The organism is Noviherbaspirillum autotrophicum (genome assembly GCF_000818395.1).
Classification (GTDB): Bacteria; Pseudomonadota; Gammaproteobacteria; order Burkholderiales; family Burkholderiaceae_D; genus Noviherbaspirillum; species Noviherbaspirillum autotrophicum.
The window spans coordinates 1,186,598-1,208,993 of the sequence record NZ_JWJG01000028.1 but is presented as its reverse complement, the minus strand read 5'-3'; the positions used below and the strand labels follow the sequence as shown (position 1 = coordinate 1,208,993).

Here is a 22,396-nt window from a genome sequence, read left to right as displayed (position 1 = left end):
GTGGCCGGCACACGTGCCGGCCTTGCGCCACCAATCGCTTAGCCCACCTTCGGCAACCTCTCCAGCGCCGCCTTGATCGCCTCCTCCGGATATGCAAAATCCTGCAGCTTGCCGCTGAAGTAGCTGTCATACGCGCCCATGTCGAAGTGGCCGTGGCCGGACAGGTTGATGAACAGCGTCTTTGCTTCTCCGCTTTCCTTGCAGCGCAATGCCTCGGCAATACACGCGGCGATCGCGTGACTTGATTCCGGCGCGGGGATGATGCCTTCCGAGCGTGCGAAGCGCACGCCGGCGTCGAAGGTGGCGAGCTGCGGCACGGCGACGGCCTCTAACAGTTTTTCGTGATAGAGCTGCGATACCAGCGCGGAGTCGCCGTGATAGCGCAGGCCGCCTGCATGGATCCCCGGCGGCATGAAGTCGTGGCCGAGGGTGTACATCAGGGTCATCGGCGTGAGCTTCGCGGTGTCGCCGTAGTCGTAGGCGTAGTGGCCGCGCGTCAGCGTCGGGCAGGAAGTCGGTTCGACGGCGACCAGGCGCACGTTCTTGCCGGCGGCTTTGTCGGCGAGGAAGGGGAAGGCTGCGCCGCCGAAGTTGGAGCCGCCGCCGCAGGGCGCGAAGATCATGTCGGGGTAGTCGCCGACCTTTTCGAACTGCTTCTTCGCTTCCAGGCCGATCACGGTCTGGTGCAGCAGCACGTGGTTGAGCACCGAGCCGAGCGCGTAATTGGTGTCGGCGCGCGAGGCGGCTTCTTCCACCGCTTCGGAGATGGCCAGGCCCAATGAACCCTGGTTGTCGGGGTTTTCCGCGAGTGCGGCGCGGCCCACGTTGGTCTGCTCGGAAGGGCTGGCGAACACTTCGGCACCCCAGGTCTGCATCATCGAGCGGCGGTACGGCTTCTGGTGGTAGCTGACCTTCACCATGTACACGCGCACTTCGAGTCCGAACATCTGGCCGGCCAGCGCCATCGAACTGCCCCACTGCCCTGCGCCGGTTTCGGTGGCGATGCGCTTGATGCCGGCTTCAGCGTTGTAGTAGGCCTGCGCGACAGAGGTATTCACTTTGTGCGAGCCGGCGGGAGAGACGCCTTCAAACTTGTAGTAGATCTTGCACGGGGTGCCGAGCGCGGCCTCGAGGCGGTGCGCGCGGAACATCGGTGTCGGGCGCCAGAGCTGATAAATCTCGCGCACTTTTTCCGGGATGGCGATCCAGCGCTCTGCCGACATTTCCTGTTCGATCAGGCTGGCCGGAAAGATCGCAGCCAGCGCGTCGGGTGAGAGGGGCTTGCCGTCGGGGCCGAGCGGCGGCGCCGGAGGGTTCGGCATGTCGGCCACGATGTTGTACCAGTGGGTCGGGATATCGGATTCGTCGAGCAGGATCTTGGTTTGCGACATGGTGTCTCCTCTGGAAATGGCAGCGGTGGATGGGGATTTGCGATTACATGGGTGATGCGTGAAGTAAATGAGAAAGGGATGCGGGTGTGGCGAACGCCCTCACCCCTGCGCCAGGCGCTCCTACATCGGAGCCCCTGCCCCTCTCCGTTTTCAGGAGAGGGGCATGTGGTGGACTGCCGAGCGCGTCAGCCGCAGGCGCCGATGGCGCCGCAGGCGGTGCAGAACTCGCAGCCATCCTTCTTGATGACCGCGGCGTTACCGCATTCCTTGCACTGCTTGCCGTGCATGGTCGGTGCCGGTTTGGCGGGATGGGTCGGCTCGTCGGTGACGACGCCCATCGACTTCACCGGCAAACCTTCTTCGGTGAGGATGCCGAGCATCGCGTAGCGGTGGATCACCAGTTGCGCGATGTAGGCCACGGTCGATGGATAGCTGGCCTGCTTTTCGCTGCCGGGCACGCGGGCGAGGAAGTCGCCGCGCGGTTCGGCGTAGTTGAGGAGTTTACGCAGCTTCATACCGATCCAGGCCGGGTCGACCACGCGCATGTCGTGGGAGAGCAGCTTGCACAGGCCGTCGAGCGTGTGCGGATGGCCTCCGGTGAGCCACATGCTGTACGGACGGCGGGTACCGTCGGGCATTTGCAGCTCTTTGAGCATCAGCACGAAGTCGTCGTCGGTGGCCGGATTGCACACGTCGGCGACCCAGGCGAGCGTGCCGTCGGTGCCGGTCTTGGGCTCGTGCGGCGCGAACAGCGCGTCGAGCACCGGCGTGGCTTCGTGGTCCTGCTTGTCGAGCGCGCCCAACTGGTTGTAGCGCCATTCGACCAGCTTGGCGAAGGCGGCGATCACGCTGGGCACCTGCACCATCTGGCCATTCGGCGGCATCGGCATGTCGAACGGGTCGCCGTAGGCATTGGCCAGCAGCGCCAGGCGGCGGCGCATCCAGCCGCGGTCGTTGGCGCGCATGTCGGTCGACAGGGTCTTGGCGACGGCGTCGAGGCCGCGCGGCGGCTGGCCACCGAGCACCCAGACTTCGAACGGCATGTTGCCCTTGTCGGATACGCCGACCGCGAATTCGCCTTGCGGCGTTTGGATGATTTCGCTGATCCAGGCCGAGGCGCCGGCGGGCAGGCCCGGGCGCGACGGCCAGCGCAGCGAGGCCAGCACGGGCTTGGTGGCGAGTTCTTTCAGCACCAGGCGCTTATCCTGTTCGGGCAGCGTCATCGGTTGCGGGTTGGCGACAGCAGCCGTCGGCACGGACAATACGGCGCCGAGCACGCTGTTGGGGCGATAGGTGGTGATGCCTTTCAAGCCCTTCTTCCACGCTTGCAGGTAGAGGTCCTGGAATTCGTCGTACGGATAGTCTTCCGGCACGTTGACGGTCTTGGAAATCGCCGCGTCGATGTAGGGGGCGACGGCGGCCACCATCAGCATGTGGTCGGTCGCGGTGATTTCCAGCGCGGACACGAAAGCTTCCGGCAGCTTGTCCGTGTCGTGGCCGAGCGCGCGGTAGACGCGGTAGGCGTGGTCTTCGACCGTGTAATCCTTCTTGCTGCCGTCGGGCATGCGCTTGGTGCGGTTGTAGAACCAGGAGAATGCCGGTTCGATGCCGTTGGAGGCATTGTCGGCGAACGCCAGCGAGATGGTGCCCGTTGGCGCAATCGAGGTCAGGTGCGAATTGCGGATGCCGTGCTTCTTGATCTGCGCTTTCAGCTCTTCCGGCAGGCGCGACGCGAAGCCGCCCTGCAGGTACTTGTCGGCGTCGAACAGCGGGAAGGCGCCGCGCTCTTTCGCCAGTTCCACCGAGCTTTCATAGGCGGCGTCGCGCATCACGCGCGAGATTTCGCCAGCCAGCGCACGGCCCTCTTCGGTGTCGTAGCGCACGCCGAGCATGATCAGCGCGTCGCCAAGACCCGTGAAGCCCAGCCCCAGACGACGCTTGGCGTCGGCTTCGCGCGCCTGCTCCGGCAGCGGCCACTTGGTGGCGATCAGCACGTTGTCGAGCATGCGCACGGCGATCTTGGTGACTTTCGCGAGCAGGTCGAAGTCGAACTTGGCCGCTTCCGAAAACGGCTCCTTGACGTAGGCGTTCAGGTTCAGGCTGCCCAGGCAGCAGCAGCCGTAGTCCGGCAGCGGCTGTTCGCCGCACGGGTTGGTCGCTTCGATGACTTCGCAGTAGGCAAGGTTATTTTCGGTGTTGATGCGGTCGAGGTAGAGCACGCCCGGTTCGGCTGCGGCATAGGTGCTCTTCATGATCAGGTCCCACACTTCGCGCGCCTGGATCTTGCGATACACCCACTTGCCGTCGTCGCGACGGTAGGCGCCCTTCTTCTTGAAGTCGGCGTTCGGCTCGGTGACGTGCGCGAGCTCGAACTCGCCGTCGCTTTCCACCGCGCGCATGAAGGCGTCGGTGACGCCGACCGACACGTTGAAGTTATTGAGCTGCCCCTTTTCCTGCTTGACGGTGATGAAGTCGAAGATGTCCGGGTGATCGACGTTGAGCACCGCCATCTGCGCGCCGCGCCGCGCGCCGGCCGACTCAACGGTTTCGCAGGAGCGGTCGAACACTTTCATGTACGAGATCGGACCGGAGGCGCTGCTGCCGGTGCCTTTGACCATCGCGCCCTTGGGACGGATCGCGGAAAAGTTGTAGCCGACGCCGCCGCCGCGGCGCATGGTCTCGGCCGCCTGCGCAAGCGCCCGGTAGATGCCGGGTTTACCGGCGGCGTCTTCGGTAATCGAGTCGCCCACCGGCTGCACGAAGCAGTTGATCAGCGTGGTCTGCAGGCCGGTGCCGGCGGCGCTGGAGACGCGCCCGGCCGGGATGAAGCCGTTCTGCATCGCCCACAGGAATTCGTCGGCGTGCTTCTTGCGGGTTTTCTGCGGCTCGACCTCGGCCAGCGCGAACGCAACGCGCGTCTGCACCTGCTCGATGGTGGTCTCGTCGCCTTTCGCGTATTTCTCGATCAGTACTTCGGTGGAGATATCTTGCGGCTCGGCGAGCGCGATCACGGGGTTTTCAAGTTGATGCATAGAGGTCTCCTGGGCATCGGCATATGAGCCGGCCCGTCGAAAAAATTTGCAGGGAATCGGGAAATCGGTGTCAACTGGCTGCGCGGGATGCGGGAATGCAAGCACGGTGACAAGCGGTCATGGTCAGCTCGCGATGCTATTCATTATGCACCGCCTACGCCGACTTACATTTAGCTGTATCACCTTGTTTTCATTCCGTCGAAATGTCACGGCGCGCTGGCTGACAGCGGGTCATTCTATAAGACGCGGACGGCGATATTAATTGATCTAGGTCAAGAATTTCCGGGTGGACTTTTTAGTCTGGAGCGGCAGGCGTCGGGCCTTTCAGCCGAGCCAAGATAGGGCCGTGCGGATCGCCAAAGGAAGCGCTTACTTTGGCGACAGTCAGCATTATTTCTAACCTTGCTGGCTGGCGCCGATTTCCTAAAGACGATTCGCCCGTTCGCGCCATAACTCGCTCACGCCGTCTTCCAGCAGTCGTGGCCGCGTGACGGACTGGCCGGGGGAGGAATTGGGGGACGGTAGTGCCATTCATGCCACGATTGGCGGCTACTGAATCTTCCCCGCCCGTGAGATAAGTCATTTTTTTCCTCTGTTTTTTGGATGAATAATGTAACCAGCGGGGCGCCAAGTATCAATTTTCAAACCGCAAAGACCACCGTAGCCGCGACGGATATTGAGCCGTTATTTTTAATATCAGATTAGAAATACCTTTGCTTTAGCATTCCCGAGAATGGAAGAAGTTTTCCTAGCCATTGGAATATTGCTAATTAGTTATTTTTATAAAGGAATAGGATGCCACGCCTGCTTGGAAGGTTTGTGGGGATGGCCATGCTTGCTTTAGGACTCGCTTCCTGCGCCCATCTGGGCGAGGACCGTACACGGCATCCGCTCATCGGCAAGGTGTGGGGAGCATCGGAGCAACGCTTCGTCGATCCCGCCGTCCTGGCGCAGCAGGCGTCCGAGGCGCGTTTCGTCTTGCTGGGTGAAATTCACGACAACCAGACGCATCACGACATTCAGGCAACACTACTGGCGCAAATCGTGCAACGCGGCAGGCGCCCGGCACTGGTGATGGAGCAGTACGACCGCGACCAGCAAGGCAAGCTGGATGCCATCCTTAAAAGCGGCCTGCCGCACAGCGACAAGCTCAAGGCGTTGCGCGAACTGATGCGCAAAGGATGGGAATGGCAAGCGTACGAACCGTTGCTGCGCCTGGCGCTGCAATACACATTGCCAGTGGCAGCAGCCAACTTGTCACGCGAAGAATTGCGGGTGGTGTCGCGCCAGGGATTTGGCGCGCTTGGTCCCGGCGAGAGTGAGCGCCTGGCGCTGGAAACCGTATGGACGCCGCAGCGCCAGGCGCAGCTGGTCAAGGATATTGATGACGGCCATTGCGGCAAGCTGCCGCGACGTGCCGTCGACGCGGTCGCCAAGGCGCAACGCGCGCGCGACGCCGTCATGGCGGACACGATGTTGCGTTTCGCCGACGCAGGCGCGGTGGCCATTGTCGGCGACGGCCATGCACGCCGCGATATGGCAGTCCCGCTCTATATGGCGGCGCGGGCGCCCAAGGCGGTGCTGCTATCGGTGGGAATGGTACAGGTGGATACGGCGCAAAATCCTGCCACTTATGCGAACGGGCCGCTGGGTCCGGCGTTCGATTACGTGTGGTTTACGCCACGCGTGTCGCGTTCGGACGATCCATGCGACACGATTCCAGCGCAGTCGGCGGCGCCAGTGGCGCTCAGGCAGCCGGATTAGGGAGCCGGGCTGAATTTCCTTACTTGGGTGGCGGCCCCGACCAGGGCAGTGACCCAATATTTCAGTTTTGCATGCAGGCGCGGCGTGAAGCCGGGAGTGGCGCGGGCAAATTCGACAGCGGTAAGTTCAAACGACACTTGCGTTTGCGACGTGTCCCACCAGTGCTCGACATATTCTTCAAACGGCGCGCGGTCGCCATCGCTGTCAAACGTGAACAAGGCGGCACCACCATCAGCCGGGATCTGCACCCAGCCTACACGCAGGCCGCCGCGGTAAATCGATGCCGTCACGCCAGAGCCGTCCAAGCCGCGTATGCGCCGGATGTTTTTTAATGAATACAATTTGTGCTTTTCCTGTGGTGTCTGTTGCCTCGTCATTCGAAAAATGCAAGCGACGTGCCAGATGCATCGACGATGGCGAGGTGCACGCTTAGACAGGCGGCCGACAACTAGTTCCCGCATGCATCATTTAGTGCCGGAACAGCATCCGGAATAGCGGCAGGCACCCAGCGCCGCTTCAGGAAAGCGAGGTCGACTTCTCGCCAATCTCGTCCTTTGGCCAGATCAACCACAGGATCGCCGTGGTGAACAAGCCGGCGTTGAGGTCGACGAACCAATCCACGAGGCTGGCGCCGCGGTAGGGGAAAAGACTTTGCACGCATTCGTCGACCGCGCCCATGGCGGCGATGAGCAGGAACGACTTGCATGCCTTGTGCGATGAGCTGCCTTGCGCACCGCAAAACAGCAGCAAGGCGATGACGGAATACGTCGTCAGATGCAAAGTCAGGCCGGAAGCAAGTTCACCGACTTCGGCGCGCGCACCGGGAATCGACCCGCCCACGATCACTGCGGCATAAAGCAGGAAGGCAGCGCGCGACGCTAAGGTGCGATAGCGCGGATCGGACATCAGCCGTGCAAGGAGAGAACGCATGTCTTTGCCTGAAATGAAGTGGCGTGTGCCGTGCGCAGCGCACGCCGGTTAAAGACGGAAAGGTAGCTTGTATCACCGTTCTGCGCAGGCGGCTCTGCGCTTGCCCAAACAACATGACGGCAGGCACGCCGTATCACGAGTTCAGGACGACATAGCGGGTCAGTTCCGCCTTGTCATGCACACCGAGCTTGGCATACGCGCTTTTCAATTGCGCGCGCACCGTATGCTCGGATACGCCGAGCGCGCGCGCCACTTCCTTCTGGCTCATCCCAGCCGAAAACAGCATGGCGACCCGGTTTTCGGCGGGACTCAGGCGTGCCGGCGCAACTGGCTTGACGCTGCAGGCAATGCATCCGGCGTATCCGGCAAACTGGATATCGATGCATTTTCCCCGGTAGCCTTGCCGCTGCAGGAAGCTGTCGAGCACCGGCTGCGGCAGGCTGATTTCCTGGAAGTCCGGCCATTCCCTGCGCATTAGCGCAACAAACAGGGGATCGGCGGCGAGAATGGCGCCATGCTTCGTTGCCAGTGCCAGGGCGCGCCGCATGGCGCCAGTCACCGCCGTGGCGGAATCGGCAGGGGAATTGGCCGCTGCCGTGCGGTCGGATGCGATGCGCTCCAGCGCGTGGTGCCAATTGGCGCTGATCGCAATGTCCAGGTGCAGCCACAGCGCATACAGGCGCTGCTCATCGCCAGCGCTAAATGGCAAAGCGGTACCACGGTACATGACCAGCCAGCGTGCCGGCGCCTGCGCCAGCGGCGCGTCACCAAAGATCATCAGGTGGTGCAGGTCGTGTCTGCGTGAAAACGTTGCAAGCGCGTCGAGCGCGCGGCTGGCGTACAGGCTGCGGCAGTCGCAGCGCAAGGGTGCAACCAGCCCGTCGAGGAAGGCGTGCGTAATGGGGTCGGCGGCCGACACCTCGGCATAATCGTCGAGAATGCACGGCGCCCTGTTGTGCACATAGGCTTCGGCAATCTCGAGCGTTGCCTGCGGCACCGGTTCGGCGCGTCCCATGCCCAGTACCGCGCCATCGAAAGCGATCCATTTGCGCAGCAGGCGCATTGCCTCGGCGGGGAATTCCTGGATCGAAGCGGCGCTTGCGATGTGATGCAGGTCCGCCAGGGCGCGGGCGAAGGCTTTCACAGCATTCTCCTCCACAGCAGCCGGCGCGGGCGGCAATGAATCCCGCCAGGCGACGGTAGCCGGAAAGCTGGTTAGATTGCCGCTAGTCGATTAGTGCGCGATTCATTCACGCCGTTGGAGCTGCCTCAATTGGCGTGCATTTCCAGCTTGGCACAGTACGCTATTTAGGTGCGGCCGGCGTCACGCGCCACACGGTATTGCCGACATCATCGGCGACCAGCAATGCGCCGCGGCGGTCGACGGCGACGCCGACCGGACGGCCGAACGCTTCGCCCTTTTCGCTCAGGAATCCGGTCAGTACGTCTTCCGGCATGCCGACCGGCTTGCCGTTTACAAACGGAATGAACACGACCCGGTAGCCGCTGGCCGGCTTGCGGTTCCATGAGCCATGCTGGCCGACGAAAGCGCCACCGGCGTATGACGCGGGAAACAGGCTGCCTTCATAAAACGTCAGCCCCAGCGACGCGGTATGCGCGCCCAGCGCGTAGTCCGGCACCACCGCCTTGTCGACCAGGTCGGGACGCTGCGGCTTGACGCGGGTATCGACATGGCGGCCGTAGTAACTGTAGGGCCAGCCGTAGAACGCACCGTCCTTTACCGATGTCATGTAGTCGGGGACCAGGTCGCTGCCGAGTTCGTCGCGTTCGTTGACGGAGACCCAGAGTGCGCCGCTCTGCGGCTGCCATGCCATGCCGACCGGATTGCGCAAGCCGGAGGCGAACACGCGCGTGCTGCCGCTGGCCGGATCGACCTCGAGGATCGCGGCGCGGTCGGTTTCACTGTCGATGCCGTTTTCCGCCGCATTGCTGTTGGATCCGATGCTCGCGTACAGGCGGCGGCCGTCGCGGCTGGCGACGAGGTTCTTGGTCCAGTGGTGATTGATCGGACCGGCGGGCAGGCTTGCGATCCGGGTACCGGCTGCGCTGATGCGCAATTGCCCGCGCTGATAGGGAAAGCGCACGATGGCATCGGTATTGGCGACATAGAGATCGTTGCCCACCAGCGCCATGCCGAACGGCGAATTCAGGCCCTGCAGGAAGACGCTGCGCGTTTCAGCCACGCCGTCGCCATCGGCGTCGCGCAGCAGGGTGATGCGGTTGGCACTGGGGCCGGCCGCGCCGGCGCGCTGCATGAAGCGCTTCATGAACCAGCCACGGATACCCTTGCCGTCTTCCGGCTTGGGCGGCGCATTGGTTTCGGCGACGAGCACGTCGCCGTTGGGCAGCACGTACAGCCAGCGCGGGTGGTCAAGGCCGCCGGCAAACGCGTTGACGGCAAAACCGCGGGCAGCCTGCGGCATGGCACCGCCCGGCCATCCGGTGGCCTTGGCGACATGAACCGTGGGAATCAGCGACACCGTCGGCTCCGGCAGGGCTGGCTGCGGTCCGATCCCGGACTCCACCGGCAGCTTGGCCACGTCGCCACAACCGACAAGCAGAACAGTCAGCATGCCGGCAAGCAGCGGCGGATATGCGCGCATCATGGCTCCCTCGCGTTGGAATCAGGATAGAGAATGGAACGGGTCTAGCCAGCAGCGCAACCGGCACCGCGCCCGCCGCTCCCCCACAGTCATGGATCAATCTAACAGGGCGGCGGTGCCGCCACGATGCGCAAGCTCAAGCCATGCACGCCGGGAAGTGAGGCCGAAGAGACGTGCCTGCCCGTATTTTCCAGGCGCACGAGTTCGAGCGTAACCCTATCTTTCAAGACATCCTATTTCTTAACTACATTGAGGCAAGGGCACTGCGCTTTCCGATTGCGCAAATGCCGGCTGACGGTAATCAAAGATCATCCTTCTAGATGCGGCGCCGACTCGAAATGCCAGGCAATTGATCTATAAATAAAGATCAACGTCGCGCGGAGAAATGCATGAAATCGACATTCCATGAAGTGGAGCTTGGCAAGGCCGTAGTCCAGAATGCGACCGACGGCGGCACCGAACAACTGATCGTGACTTTACCCCCTGAAAACAGGGCTTCCATCCAGATTCAGATCAGGCAAAACACGGATGGCGGCAGCACCGCCTCGGGCACCATCGAAATCTCGCAGCACGGCTTGCAGCAGCTATTCGACTGGCTGCGCGAAGAAGAAGCGCTGCCCTAACCCGTCCCCGCTGCACACTGAAGAAGGGAGACTGCAGCGCCGGCAACGTTCCGGCAGCAGCCGAGCGGCATGCAGGGGCACGACTTCAGCGGCCGTCATCGCCATGGTGTAGGTCGGGCTCGACGGCGAACATATCCCAGGCGGCGATGAACAGCGCGGCAATCACCGGCCCGATCACGAAGCCGTTCAAGCCAAACAGCGCCATGCCGCCGATGGTGGAAATGAGGACCATATAGTCGGGCATGCGGGTATCCTTGCCGACCAGTACCGGGCGCAGCACGTTGTCGACCAACCCGATCACGAACACGCCGAACAGGATCAGCGTCACTCCCTGCCAGATGGCGCCGGTGAGCAAGAAATAGATCGCCACCGGCGCCCACACCAGACCGGCGCCAACGGCCGGCAGCAGCGACAGGAAAGCCATCAGCGCGCCCCACAGCAACGCTGCCTGCACGCCAAGAAACCAGAACATGGCACCGCCGAGTGCCCCTTGCACCACGGCGACGACAATATTGCCTTTCACAGTGGCCCGGATCACGGTCGTAAACCGATCAAACAGCTGATGCTTGTGCGCGGCCGACAGCGGGATCGCCTGCTTGATGCGCGCCGTGAGCATCTTGCCGTCGCGCAGCAGGAAGAACAGCAGATACAGCATGATGCCGAAGCTGATCACGAAGTCGAGCATGTTCTGGCCCACGTTGACTGCCTGCTTGGCCACGATCTGGCTGCCCTGCGCCGCACTGGCGGCCAGCTTTTCCTGCAGCGTCGCCAGCTGGGCGAAACCGAAGCGGTCGAGCACCTTGACCAGCCAGACGGGCAGCGCATCGATGACTTGCCGGAAATAGGTGCCGAAGTCGATCTGGTTGGAGCGGATTCGTTCGAATACGGTGACGGCTTCCTGCAGCAGCGATATCGCAATCAGCGTGGTGGGCAGAATGACGACCAGCAGGCACAGCATCAGCGTCAGTATCGACGCCAGGTTGCTGCGCTGGCCCACCCTGTCCAGCAGGCGCTGGTACAGGGGGGAAAACAGGATGGCCAACACCACGCCCCAGAAAACCGCCCCGTAAAACGGCCAGATGATCCAGCCGAAGGCAATCGTCACCCCAATCAGCATCAGCAGAAATGTCTTGTGCTGCATCTCGCGAGAATGCATCGCTTCATCCCTATCGCAAATCACTCCACAACGGCGCATCGGCCGCATCCGCAGAGCATGCCCTATTTCAGGAATCCTGCCTATCCGCCCCGACAATGAGTGCGGCGAAAATGCGGCGCCCGCACTCAGCTATCGTGCGGCAAATAGAACTGGAATGCATTCTTGGTGCTGTGCTTGACTTCGTACATGGCTGCGTCGGCATGATTCAGCAGCGCATCTTCATCAAGGCCATGGTCCGGGAACACGCAGATGCCGACGCTGGCCGTCACATGGTGCGTCGTGCCGGCCAGCAGCAGCGGCGCGCGCACCGCCGCCACGACCTTCTGGGCGATGCAGCGCAGCTGGCCGATGTCGCTCATTTCCTGGATGATCACGACGAATTCGTCGCCGCCCAGGCGCGCCACGAAATCGCTGGCGCGCACGCTGTCGGCCAGGCGCTTGGCCGTTTCCTTGAGCAGCATGTCGCCGGCTTCATGGCCGAAATTGTCGTTGACCGCCTTGAAGTGGTCCAGGTCGATGAACATCACCGCAAACCGGCGTCCATAACGGCGCGCCTGCTGCACCTGGTGGCTGAGCATCTGGTTGAACATCATCCGGTTCGGCAGCGAGGTCAGGATGTCGTGGCTGGCGAGGTGCCGGATGCGCTCTTCGGCCACCTTGCGCTCGGTGATGTCCTTGCCGGTGCCACGGTAGCCGATCAGCCGCCCGTCGCCGTCGAGCATCGGCAAGCCGCTGATGCTCACGTAGCGCAGCGCCCCGTCCGCGCCGGCGGCCTTGAGCACCAGTTCATAGAAAGGCTTGCCTTCGGCCAGCCGCGCCTTGTGCTCAATCCACTGTTCGGCCGGCACCTTCTCGAAGGGCATCTCCCACAAGGTCCGGCCCAGATAGTCATATGCCGCCATGCCGGTCTTGCCGAGCACGTCGCCGTTGATCTGCATGAAGCGGAAGTCGCTGTCCTGCTCCCAGTACCAGTCGGACGACAGTTCGGTCAAGTCGCGGAAACGCTCTTCGCTCTCGCGCAGCGCCGCCTCCATTTCGCGGCGCGCGGTGACGTCGCGCAGGAAGCCGCGAAAGCCCACCGGCTCGCCGCAGGCATTGCGCACCAGATGGATCGATCCCTCGCACATGACCATGTCGCCATTCTTGTGCAGCAGGCGCCAGTCGATCCCCTTCTTCGTGATGCCGGTCCGGAACACCTCGTTGAAATTGGCGAAGACATACATCGATTCGTCCGGCGAATGGTACTGGCGGTAGTTCAGGCCGATCACTTCCGTCATGGTGTAGCCGAACATGCGGCAGAATGCCTCGTTGCACATCTGCAGGCAGCCGGAAATATCGACCTCGTAATATGCCTCTTCGATATTCTCCAGGATCGAGCGGTATTTCTCTTCGCTGGCGCGCAGCGCTTCCTGCGCCCTGCTGCGCGCGGTAATGTCGCGCGAGATGCCGCGAAATCCGGTCGGCGTGCCGCGCGCATCGACGATGAGCTGCACCGAAGTCTGGGCCACGCAGCGCGTGCCATCCTGGCGCCACACCGGATATTCGGCCAGCTCGCCGGATTGACCGGTGCGGAATACTTCATTGAATACCCGGAACACTGTTTGCGCCGTGTCGGCATCCATATAGTCGCGGTAATTCATCCCCAGCGCTTCGTCCTTGCTGCAGCCGTGCAGCCGGCACAGCGCGTCGTTGACGACCATATAGGTGCCGGCAAGGTCGATCTCGAAGTAACCGTCATCCATGTTCTCGAGGATGCTGCGGTATTTTTCTTCGCTGGCGCGCAAGGCTTCCAGCGCCTTCTGGCGCTCGACTTCACGCTCGAAATTGTCCAGCGCGAACACGATGTTGCGCGCCATGCGTTCCAGCAGCTGCACGATTTCATCGTCGAACGCATAGGTTTCGCGCGAATACAGCAGCAGCACGCCGACCGATTGGCCGCCACGGATCAGGGGCAGCGCCGCGCACGATGCGGCGTGCTCCTTGCCGGCGGCGGCGCGCCACGGCCGCACCCGCTCATCGTTAAGGAAATCATTGATGATGCATGCCTTTTGGGTGCGAAACGCCGGCCCTGCCACGCCGCGCCCTTCCGGCTTGCTTTCGTCAAAGGAGATGTGGAGGCTGCGTAGCGTCTCAGCACCGGAGCCGGCCACCGCCGCCACGCGCACCCACTCCGACTGCGGGTCGGGCAGCAGGACCGAGGCGGTAACGATCTGGCCGCTGTGCACGGCGACTTCGCAGACACGCTGGAACAGTTCCTCGGGGTTGCGTGCATGCAGGATGGCTTCGTTGGTGCCGCTGATGGCCGCGTACATCTGGCCGAGTTGCACTGCAGCTTCTTCGGCCCGCTTGCGGCGCGTGATATCCCGGCCGATGGTGACAATCACCCAGCGCTCGCCGAATCGGATGGCGCGCCGCTGCAGCTCGAAGACATAGATATTTCCAGCCTTGTCGCGCGCGCTGCATTCGCTGGTCATGCCCTGCCCGCTCGCGATGACGGCATCGAAATCGCGCTCGATCTCGGCGCGGTCCGACAGCAGGAAATCGGGCGGCCCCAGCGTCAGCAGTTCATCGCGACTGTAGCCGCTGGCATGACAGGCGATGTCGTTGGCATCGATGATGCGCATCGTTTCGCGGTCGATCAGAAAGATCGGATCGCCCGACGCATCCATCGCCGCGCGAAAGCGGCGCAGTGCCGCTTCGCTGCTCTTTTGCGCGGTCATGTCGCGCATGATGCCCCGGTAGCCGGCAAAGCGGCCTTCGCCATCGAAGATTGGTTCACCCGCTACGCTGAGGTAGCGAGTGCCGGCGGCGCCGGCGCTCCATAGCCATTCAACGTCGCGAAACATGTCACGACGCGCGACGATTTCCTTGAGCGCCGTCCAGGCCGCATCCTGCGGCACGATTCCCGCGATATCCCATGGCGCCTTTCCCAACGCCTGCGACAAGTCATCGGCTGCAATAATGGAATGTGCGCCCGTGCCTTGCAGCCGCGTAAAGCGACATTCCGGGTCCTGTTCCCAGTAATAGTCTGCGGAGAGCGCAATCAAGTTATTCATATTCTTAGCCTCCGGCCATCTGTGCAGGTACAGTCTTTCCCTGCTCCGGCTCGTGCGGATCACAAAACTTCTTTCCCGCTCTGTCTCCCATGGAAAGAAAGCATATCCGCCCCTGCGCACGGTTTGCGTCAAGGCCGTATCGATTTATTCGCTTCACGCGGCGGTTGCGCTTCCGCGGAAAACGCACCTGTCTGCTGACAATAACGGGCAGGCGCAAGAATGAAACGGCGACCGCCCGGCCTATTTCCTTACCCTCATGAGGAGCAAGGAAAGCGTGCGAGACAGCGTACCTGAAAAATTGCCACTAAGAAATATAAAAAGCAATGACCTTGCGAGCCGTTAGTATGTTAAAGAGAAACCTTTTGAGTCCTGCGGAAATTCATCGATTTCTGCCCTAGATAGGGTAATATTCGCCCGCAGTATAAAAAATCCACGTCAGGATGGAGAGAGACAACAGCCCGCCCGCCACAAGCGTGCCGGGCTTTTTTTTGCCTTTTTGCAGCAAGTTATTGAAATGGCGAATATCTGTTATTCGCACAATAAAGCGGAAACGTTTGCTGCACCGCAGTAATATGCATCTGTCTCCTCCAACTCTCCTTGAATTGGATTTCAACCCGCTAGCCGCAAGGCAAGCGGGTTTTTTTTCGGCCCTTGCCGGTGTTACTGCAAAGCTTGGGAGCGCGTCGCGCGCAGGACGGTGACCACGTCCGTAACCGGATCGATGCGCCAGGATTTCAGAAATCCCTCTTCCACCAGCAAGTCCAGCGCCTTTTTCAAGCCATTGCGGAAGTGGTAAAGCTGGTGCGCGGACGACCCGCACAACCCCTTGAGCGTTTCGACCTTATAGCCGAACGGCTCGCGGTGCGTGAAGTAGAACCCGTGCAGCCACTTGGCCAGCGGCGAGCGCAGCTTCAGGCGCTGACGCCAGTCGAGCTGGGTATAGGCGTCAGACGCAAACAGCGTGATCAGCTTTGGGTTCAGGCGCACTTTCCAGTGCCGGTCTTCCTCATCCTTGAACGTGAATTCCTGCACCAGTGTGCCACCGTAGCCGCGCTTGCCGGAACCGGCATCGAAGCGGATCTCGACGGCGTTGGCGGTCAGCCGCAAAATGCACAGGCGCAGCCGTTCGTAGGATGGCGACGACGTGGGCCAGCCCATCGACTTCAACATCGAGTAAGCGGTAAATGACACTTCATGGCCCAGCGGCTGGCTGCGCGCCAGGTGCACCAGATTCAGGAACACGTCTTCGTCGTCCTGCCGCAGCTCTTCCCCGGTATAGAAAATTTCGACGCCCTTGACCGAGGTGATCGGTCGCTCCTTCAGATGCTGGCGCGGCTCGTTCTGGCGCGCCACGCTAAACAGAGCCGAACGTGCCAGCGGGTTCGGCAAGCCGCGCACCTGGTTTTCCCACAGCGGCAGCTGGATGATGTCCAACGCATCCTCGACGCCGCCGCGCACCTCGGCAGCCGCCACGCCATCGCCGTCACCAAACGCCATTTCCGCCTGCCCGGCCGCCGTCCTTTTCTTCCTGTTGGCGATCGTTGCCTCGATCTTGAGGAGCACTTCGCTGAGCGACTTGGGCTTGGTGGCGGTGGCGGGCATGTCTGATTCCAGGCAGATTTGTTGACGGATGGCAAAGGTAGCATGGCCCCACTCGTCTTTCGAGCGTGGGGGCTCGTTGTTGGAGCGATGACACACGTTTTTCGAGCGAGATGGCGGAACCAAAATCGCCCCGCTTTTGCCAACACACACGTTTTTCAAGCGTGGAAAAGCCGGTTCCGGCGCTAGCCAGCGGCAGGTTCGTATTTCAAGCGAGGCCTGGATGGTGGCGAAGAGCCAAGCGCCCCGTTACAACGGCCCGCAACGGTCAGTTCAACAGGCAGAAAGCGGGGGGAAACCTCGTTTTTCGAGCGTGGCAAGCAGTTTGCTCCAGAAATTCGCCCGACAATCGTTGTTCGAGCGTGGTTTCACGAGCATAAAAAACCCCTGCGAAGCCAGCCAATCCAACGCTTCACGCGGGTGGGGCACGTATTCCGAGCGTGGAGAGGCTTCGCTATCGTATTTCCAGCGTGATTTTTCCGATTGCGGTAGCCGAAATATCGTTTTTCGAGCGATAAAAGGTATCCGTATGGCAAAAATCGCCCGCCAAGTATCGTATTCCACGCGTGGCTACCCGTCGTCCTTCAAGCGTGGAGCATCGTTTTTCCAGAGAGAACGGACCGTATGCCAAGCGAGCACGATTCGTATGCCGAGCGCGGACAGGGCGTTTTTCGAGCGTGAGACGCATTGAAAAAAACATTTGTTTTCAATAGGTTACAGAACTTTTTAACATGCATAATCAGTCTTTAATCTATCCTTTAATGCGCCTGCACCCTCGGTTGGAAAACGATAGTGGGCATAACGGCGCCTGTTTTGGGCAGCATCCAAATCGGGGTGGTTGTAATTATTGCAACTATCTAAGGGCAGCAACGGCTATCAAGCCGTTAGGAGAGCGGAAACGGTGAACGCGAGGCACAAGAAGCGCGTGACGAAAATGGCCAGATCGAAGAACCAGTCCGGACGACTTCCTGACGAAACAATGGGGAAAAACAGCGAGGATCAATAACTTCTGTCAAGAGTTATCGAATCGAATGGCGCGGCTGGCGGGGATCGAACCCACGACCCTTGGCTTCGGAGGCCAATACTCTATCCACTGAGCTACAGCCGCGTAGAGGGATGCATAAAAGAAGGCATGAAGGATACCGTCTTTCTGTCGTGACGTCCATGCAAACCATTGCTTTTTTCGTTCCAAACCGGGGTCTTTCCGACTATAATCAAGGGTTTTGCAAGGTATTGCGCTGCAGCATTCAAGCCAGTTCCTGCACCTGCCCACCGGTTTCGACAATTGCCCTGAGGGAATAATGAGCGACGCACACAACGAACACCAATCCGCGATCAAAACGCCGAAGCAGCTCATCGCTGCCGTAGTGGCCGGCTTTCTGGTCCCGATCATCTGCATCGTCCTGCTGGTCCAGTACGTATCCAATGCTGACAAGGTCGGCGCCGGTTCGGCCGCCCAGTCGCCGGAAGCGATTGCCGCACGTCTGCAACCGGTGGCCGATGAAGGCTACACACTGAAAGACGCGAGCGCGCCAAAGCAGCTGCAATCCGGCGAAGCCGTATTCAAGGCCGTATGCGCCGCCTGCCACGCAACCGGCGCTGCCGGCGCACCGAAGGTTGGCGACGCCGCTGCCTGGTCCGGCCGTATCGCCCAAGGCGAATCGACGCTGATCGACCATGCCGTCAAGGGCATCCGCGCCATGCCAGCCAAGGGCGGCAACCCGGATCTGAACGATGTCGAAGTCGCGCGCGCCGTGGTCTACATGGCCAACCAGTCCGGCGGCAAGCTCAAGGAGCCGGAAGTCAAGGGTGCGCCCGCTGCCGGCGCAGCAGCTCCGGCGGCTGCCGATGCAGGCAAGAAGCTGTATGACAGCACTTGCGTGGCTTGCCATGGCGGCGGCGTTGCAGGCGCACCGAAGTTTGGCGACAAGGCAGCATGGGCGCCGCGCATCAAGCAAGGCTCTGCCACCCTGTATGAACATGCCATCAAGGGTTTCCAGGGCAAGAGCGGCATGATGCCGCCCAAGGGCGGTGCGTCGGCTTCGGATGACGAAGTCAAGGCTGCCGTCGATTACATGGCTGCAGCAGCGAAATAAACGCGCTGCATCGAACCAAAAAGCCGACCTGTGGGTCGGCTTTTTTTATGCCCGCTTTATCGCGACGGCAGCAAGTAGCCGCCGCCGGCCCCGGATCGGGTTCCAGTCCCAGGCGCAGGCCCGCCGCCGGATGACTGTGGCGCCTGGGCAGTTGCCTGCGACTCGGCGACGAAGATTTCGACGCGGCGATTTTTCGCGCGATCGGCATCGCTATCATTGGGCACCAACGGCTCATGTGAGCCCCGCCCCTCGACGGTGAAACGATTGGATGCCACGCCGCGCGCGGCTAGGTAATCGCGGGTACGGGCAGCGCGATTGACCGACAGGGGATCGTTGATCGCATCGCTGCCGGTGTTGTCGGTATGCCCGATGATCGTGATCTTGGAGTACGGATTTTCGACCAGGGTCGAGGCGAACTTGTCCAGGATGGGCCGGAAGTTCGGCTTGATGTCGGAACGGTTGGTGTCGAACGAGATGTCGGTCGGAATATCGAGCTTGAGGCGATTGTCCGCCGTCTGCGTGACTTGCACGCCAGTGCCTTGGGCTGCCTGCTGCATGGCGCGCTTTTGCTGCTCCATGCGGGCCGACCAGATATTGCCGATGACGGCGCCGGCCGCGCCGCCGATGGCAGCCCCCGTGGCTGTCCTGCGTCCGCCGCCATCGCCGGTAGCGGCACCCAGTACCGCTCCCACGCCTGCACCGATGCCCGCACCGGTGGCGGTTCCGCGCTGAACCTCATTCATGTTGGCGCAAGCGGTAAGCGCAAGCACTGCCACCAGTACCGACAAAGCTGGCTTGCAAGCGTCGGACGCCGTGCTGAGTCGATTGCGCATATACATTTCCTCATGATGTGAAAAAGTGAGAATTGGACCCACGAGGAAGATGTAAGTTCGGCAAGTTACAAATCGATAAATTGGCTGCGCGATCAGCCGCTCGGATCGTCTTGCTCCTGATCTGAAGCCGCCCGCTTCATTTTCATCAGGAGCGCAACGGTGCCGGCGACGCTGCCGGCAATCAGGGATGCTTTCAGCAAGGATTTTTTCCTTGCCAGTACGGAAATGCCGCGGAGTGCCAGCGGCAGCAGGGCCGGCAAATTCACACTGGAGGCAGCAAGACCGCTTCGCTTCTGCAACAGCGACATCGCGATGACGGCAACGCGCGTCATCGCATTTTTGGCCAGCGTTTCCGGCTGCAGGTTGGCGCACACAGTTTCCTTGGCGATCATCACCTCGGCACGATAGAGACGGCCTTCGGCAATGAGCTGCTTTTTGCGATCGGCAGGCTTCACAACAGTTCCTCGCACAACTTACAACAAAGCGTCGCGGTCGCCACGCAGCTCGGCCAGCGTGGCCGGCATCGACAGCTTGTCCCGCTCCAGCATGGATCTCGCATGCCGCAGGATCGCCAGCGCCAGCAAGGTATAAAAGGCGGCCACCAGCAGCAAAATCTTCCAGCCCAGCGCATCCCAGGCCAGCACGACGATCAGCGCTGTCCAGCAAGCCGCGCCGAGCCACAAGGCAAGCACGCCCAGTGCGCCGACCAGCAGCAGGCGCGCCAGATTGTCACGCGCTTCGCCCAGCTCGCATGCCGCCAGTTCGACCCGGCTTATCAGCAAGGCCAAGGCGTTTTTTGCCATCCCGCCCAGACCGGCAACCAGACCGGGCTGCGCGGCGCCGGCCTGTCCCGGCCCGGATGATTGACTATCCATGTGCAGCAATTACTTTCGTGAAATCAGCAAGCCAACCAGCAAGCCGACGCCGGCCGACACGGCAATCGCCTTCCACGGATGCTCATGTACGAATTCATCGGTGGTCTGCGCCGCTTGCTTGCCTTTTTCCAGCGCGATGGCTTGCACTTCGTGTGCCCTTTCCATCGCGGCATCGAGCATCATCAAGCCCTTGTTGCGCAGCTCGTCGGCCTGCGCGCCAGTGGCGGCAGCGGCTTCGAGAAACAGTTCCTGCGCATCCTTTACCAAGGTCTTCATGTCGTTTTTGGCGGTTTTGACGTTCGAGTTCAGCATGGCGATACTCCTTTAAAAAAGCGCGGCGCCGGCACCCGGCACGACACGCGTAACTCGCGGGATGGCCCCCGGAGACAAGCACGGCTGTCGTGGGGGCATACTCTCTTTATCTCAGGTAATTTACTTAATGTAAAGTATTCATCATCAAGCAAGCACAGCGTGACTTACGCCTCCGGCTATTTACTTGATTCATGTCAGGCACAGCGGAAATTGGTAGGGAGGAAGTGCACCCGACCTGCGGTGCCGCATCCTCAGGATGTCTGGTCCAGATCGAGATGCTGCTCGACCAGCGCCAGAATTGCCTTGGATTGATAGTCGCGCGCCAGCTCCTGCAGCTTGTCGGCAAACGGCCGATAGCGCTCGTCGAGTTCAGCCAAGTGTTGCGCGTAGTGCCGGATATCGCGCATGTTGCCGGCCAAGGCGAGCTGGTGCAGATGCTGCATTTCATGCAGTGGCGGGCTGGTCATCCGCGTCGCGTGGCGTGTGGCTGGCTTGTCGGTGCTAGCAAGCACTTGGCGGGGGCTCCCGTGGGAACCGTTTACGCCGCGCTTGCCCACGGCCGAGGGCTCGGCCAATGCGACCGCCAGTTCGAAGCTGAAGGTGCTGCCCCTGTCCGGCTGACTGCTGACCTGAATGTCGCCATGCATCAAGCGCACCAGCTGACGGCTGATGGACAAGCCAAGCCCGGTGCCGCCAAAACGGCGCTGCACTTCACCGACCTGTTCGAACGGCTCGAAAATGGTGTCAAATTGCTCCTGCCGGATGCCGATGCCGGTGTCGCCGATTTCGAAGCGCAGCCGCACCTGTCCGGGCTCGAGCGGTACGCTGTCCACGCGCAAGCTGATTTGGCCCTGATCGGTGAATTTGACGGCATTGCCCAGCAGGTTGAGCAACACTTGGCGCAAGCGCTTTTCATCGGCCATCACGTTGTGCGGCACCCGGTCCGCGCCACTGCAGACGAAGGACAGTCCCTTCTGTTCCGCCCTCACGCGGATGATATCGACAATACCTTGAAGGAACATCGGCAAGTCGAGCGTGCTTTCATACAGCTCGAACTTGCCGGCCTCGATCTTGGCCAAGTCGAGCAGATCGGTAATCAGGGTCAGCAAGTGCTCGCCGCTTTGCTGAATCGTATTCAAACTGGCAATTTGCCGCTCCGTCAGATTCTCGTCGCGCTTGAGCAATTGCGCGTAGCCAAGCACCGCGTTGAGCGGGGTGCGCAATTCGTGGCTCATGCTGGCTAAAAATGCGCTCTTGGCCTGGTTGGCAACCTCTGCCCGCTCCTTGGCTACCGTTAATTCCGTGGTGCGTTCCTTGACCAGTTCTTCCAGATGACCGCGATGGCGCTGCAATTCCTGTTCGGTGGCAGCGCGTCGCTCGATGTCGCGTTGTAACTCACGGTTCTTGCTTTCGATTTCATCGAACAGCGCCTGCAATGCCTGACGCGTGCTTTCCAAGCTACTACCCAGGCTACTCAATTCATCGTTGCCGCGCCACACGAAGGGATCGGACAACTGGCGCCGTGCCAGCCGTTGCGATTCCCGCATCAGGCGACGCAGCGGCGCCAGAAGCCGCGCCTGCAACAGGGATACGATCAACACCAGCGACAACAGCAACTGCCCGGACACCGTCACTGCGAAAAAGGTGCGATTGCGCGCGACTTCCGCATCGAGCTGGCCGCTGTCCATCTCGACAGTCACGTAGCCGATCACGTTGCCGTTGTAAACGACGTCGCGCGTCAGGCTGAACTGACGTCCGCGCTGCCGCTCCGGATATTCCTGTTCGAGAAAGGTACCGAACTTCTTGTCGCGCACCCGCAGGGCCGACACCCGTTCGTCGCTGAGCAAAGAATCGAATAGCGGACGGCCGGACTCATAGCTCAGGTTCCACAAGGGTTCTTGCATGCCGAGCGCGAGAATATTGGCCAGGCGGCGATGGTCGGCGGTCAGGCGCTGGGTCAGCACGCTTTCAAGTTGGCGCAGCGTAAGGACGCTCATGACCGATGCCGGAATCAGCAAACCGACGATGACTGCCAGCACGATGGAGGCACGCAGCTTCAGTTGCATTGCATTGACTATCGATGGAGCGCCCGCGTGAGCGCAGGA

General features: G+C 61.3%; 17 protein-coding genes and 1 tRNA gene. 3 read left to right on the top strand and 15 right to left on the bottom strand.

The genetic code is table 11. The features are described 5' to 3' along the window. Positions 1-38 precede the first annotated feature (38 nt). A complete protein-coding gene (locus TSA66_RS06865; RefSeq protein WP_040039502.1) occupies positions 39-1,391 on the bottom strand; it encodes a TrpB-like pyridoxal phosphate-dependent enzyme in 1,353 nt (450 codons plus the stop codon). Positions 1,392-1,576: 185 nt separating this feature from the next. Continuing rightward, the gene (locus TSA66_RS06860) at positions 1,577-4,423 is read right to left on the bottom strand and encodes an adenosylcobalamin-dependent ribonucleoside-diphosphate reductase (RefSeq protein ID WP_040039501.1); all 2,847 of its coding nucleotides are present in this window, start codon (positions 4,421-4,423) and stop codon (positions 1,577-1,579) included. A gap of 795 nt (positions 4,424-5,218) precedes the next feature. Between TSA66_RS06860 and TSA66_RS06855 the strand changes: the two genes are divergently transcribed. Further along, positions 5,219-6,187, top strand: a complete 969-nt coding sequence (locus TSA66_RS06855) for a ChaN family lipoprotein (RefSeq protein ID WP_084199386.1) — start codon at positions 5,219-5,221, stop codon at positions 6,185-6,187. Here the strand turns inward: TSA66_RS06855 and TSA66_RS06850 are convergent. The 4 genes from TSA66_RS06850 to TSA66_RS06835 all read right to left on the bottom strand — a co-directional run bounded on the left by TSA66_RS06850 (position 6,184) and on the right by TSA66_RS06835 (position 9,741). Then, a complete protein-coding gene (locus TSA66_RS06850; protein ID WP_040039500.1) occupies positions 6,184-6,528 on the bottom strand; it encodes a hypothetical protein in 345 nt (114 codons plus the stop codon). The two genes, TSA66_RS06855 and TSA66_RS06850, sit on opposite strands and share 4 nt — an antisense overlap. A gap of 175 nt (positions 6,529-6,703) precedes the next feature. Beyond that, positions 6,704-7,117, bottom strand: coding sequence for a VanZ family protein (locus TSA66_RS06845; protein WP_040039499.1), 414 nt, complete (start codon positions 7,115-7,117; stop codon positions 6,704-6,706). Between the two features lie 133 nt (positions 7,118-7,250). After that, on the bottom strand, positions 7,251-8,261 hold the full coding sequence (locus TSA66_RS06840) for a helix-turn-helix transcriptional regulator (RefSeq protein ID WP_040039498.1): 1,011 nt from the start codon (positions 8,259-8,261) through the stop codon (positions 7,251-7,253). 160 nt (positions 8,262-8,421) lie between these two features. Continuing rightward, the gene (locus TSA66_RS06835) at positions 8,422-9,741 is read right to left on the bottom strand and encodes a PQQ-dependent sugar dehydrogenase (RefSeq protein WP_408639503.1); all 1,320 of its coding nucleotides are present in this window, start codon (positions 9,739-9,741) and stop codon (positions 8,422-8,424) included. A 389-nt stretch (positions 9,742-10,130) separates the two neighbouring features. Here TSA66_RS06835 and TSA66_RS06830 point away from each other — a divergent pair, with 389 nt between their 5' ends. Further along, a complete protein-coding gene (locus TSA66_RS06830; protein ID WP_040039496.1) occupies positions 10,131-10,364 on the top strand; it encodes a hypothetical protein in 234 nt (77 codons plus the stop codon). Between the two features lie 85 nt (positions 10,365-10,449). On the opposite strand, the gene TSA66_RS06825 is transcribed toward TSA66_RS06830, so the two are convergent. The 4 genes from TSA66_RS06825 to TSA66_RS06810 all read right to left on the bottom strand — a co-directional run bounded on the left by TSA66_RS06825 (position 10,450) and on the right by TSA66_RS06810 (position 17,283). Next, entirely contained in the window at positions 10,450-11,520 is a 1,071-nt protein-coding gene (locus TSA66_RS06825) for an AI-2E family transporter (RefSeq protein ID WP_040039495.1), read from the bottom strand. 125 nt (positions 11,521-11,645) lie between these two features. Then, positions 11,646-14,576 carry a PAS domain S-box protein gene (locus tag TSA66_RS25425; protein ID WP_052452157.1) on the bottom strand — a complete coding sequence of 977 codons (2,931 nt, stop codon included), beginning with the start codon at positions 14,574-14,576 and terminating at the stop codon, positions 11,646-11,648. 660 nt (positions 14,577-15,236) lie between these two features. Then, positions 15,237-16,178, bottom strand: coding sequence for a plasmid replication initiator TrfA (gene trfA, locus TSA66_RS06815; protein ID WP_052452156.1), 942 nt, complete (start codon positions 16,176-16,178; stop codon positions 15,237-15,239). A 1,029-nt stretch (positions 16,179-17,207) separates the two neighbouring features. After that, positions 17,208-17,283: transfer RNA gene (locus tag TSA66_RS06810), tRNA-Arg, on the bottom strand. A gap of 193 nt (positions 17,284-17,476) precedes the next feature. Here TSA66_RS06810 and TSA66_RS06805 point away from each other — a divergent pair. Next, entirely contained in the window at positions 17,477-18,271 is a 795-nt protein-coding gene (locus TSA66_RS06805; protein WP_040039494.1) for a c-type cytochrome, read from the top strand. A gap of 56 nt (positions 18,272-18,327) precedes the next feature. On the opposite strand, the gene TSA66_RS06800 is transcribed toward TSA66_RS06805, so the two are convergent. From TSA66_RS06800 to TSA66_RS06780, 5 genes are all read right to left on the bottom strand, one after another. Beyond that, positions 18,328-19,104: an OmpA family protein gene (locus TSA66_RS06800; protein ID WP_084199384.1), complete on the bottom strand. Its 777-nt coding sequence runs from the start codon at positions 19,102-19,104 to the stop codon at positions 18,328-18,330. Positions 19,105-19,196: 92 nt separating this feature from the next. After that, positions 19,197-19,559: a hypothetical protein gene (locus TSA66_RS06795; protein ID WP_040039493.1), complete on the bottom strand. Its 363-nt coding sequence runs from the start codon at positions 19,557-19,559 to the stop codon at positions 19,197-19,199. Between the two features lie 18 nt (positions 19,560-19,577). Then, positions 19,578-19,979 (bottom strand): phage holin family protein, encoded by a 402-nt coding sequence (locus TSA66_RS06790; protein ID WP_040042290.1) that lies wholly within the window; start codon positions 19,977-19,979, stop codon positions 19,578-19,580. 9 nt (positions 19,980-19,988) lie between these two features. Continuing rightward, positions 19,989-20,291, bottom strand: coding sequence for a DUF883 family protein (locus TSA66_RS06785; protein ID WP_040039492.1), 303 nt, complete (start codon positions 20,289-20,291; stop codon positions 19,989-19,991). A 251-nt stretch (positions 20,292-20,542) separates the two neighbouring features. After that, a complete protein-coding gene (locus TSA66_RS06780; protein ID WP_040039491.1) occupies positions 20,543-22,357 on the bottom strand; it encodes an ATP-binding protein in 1,815 nt (604 codons plus the stop codon). Positions 22,358-22,396: the final 39 nt, after the last annotated feature.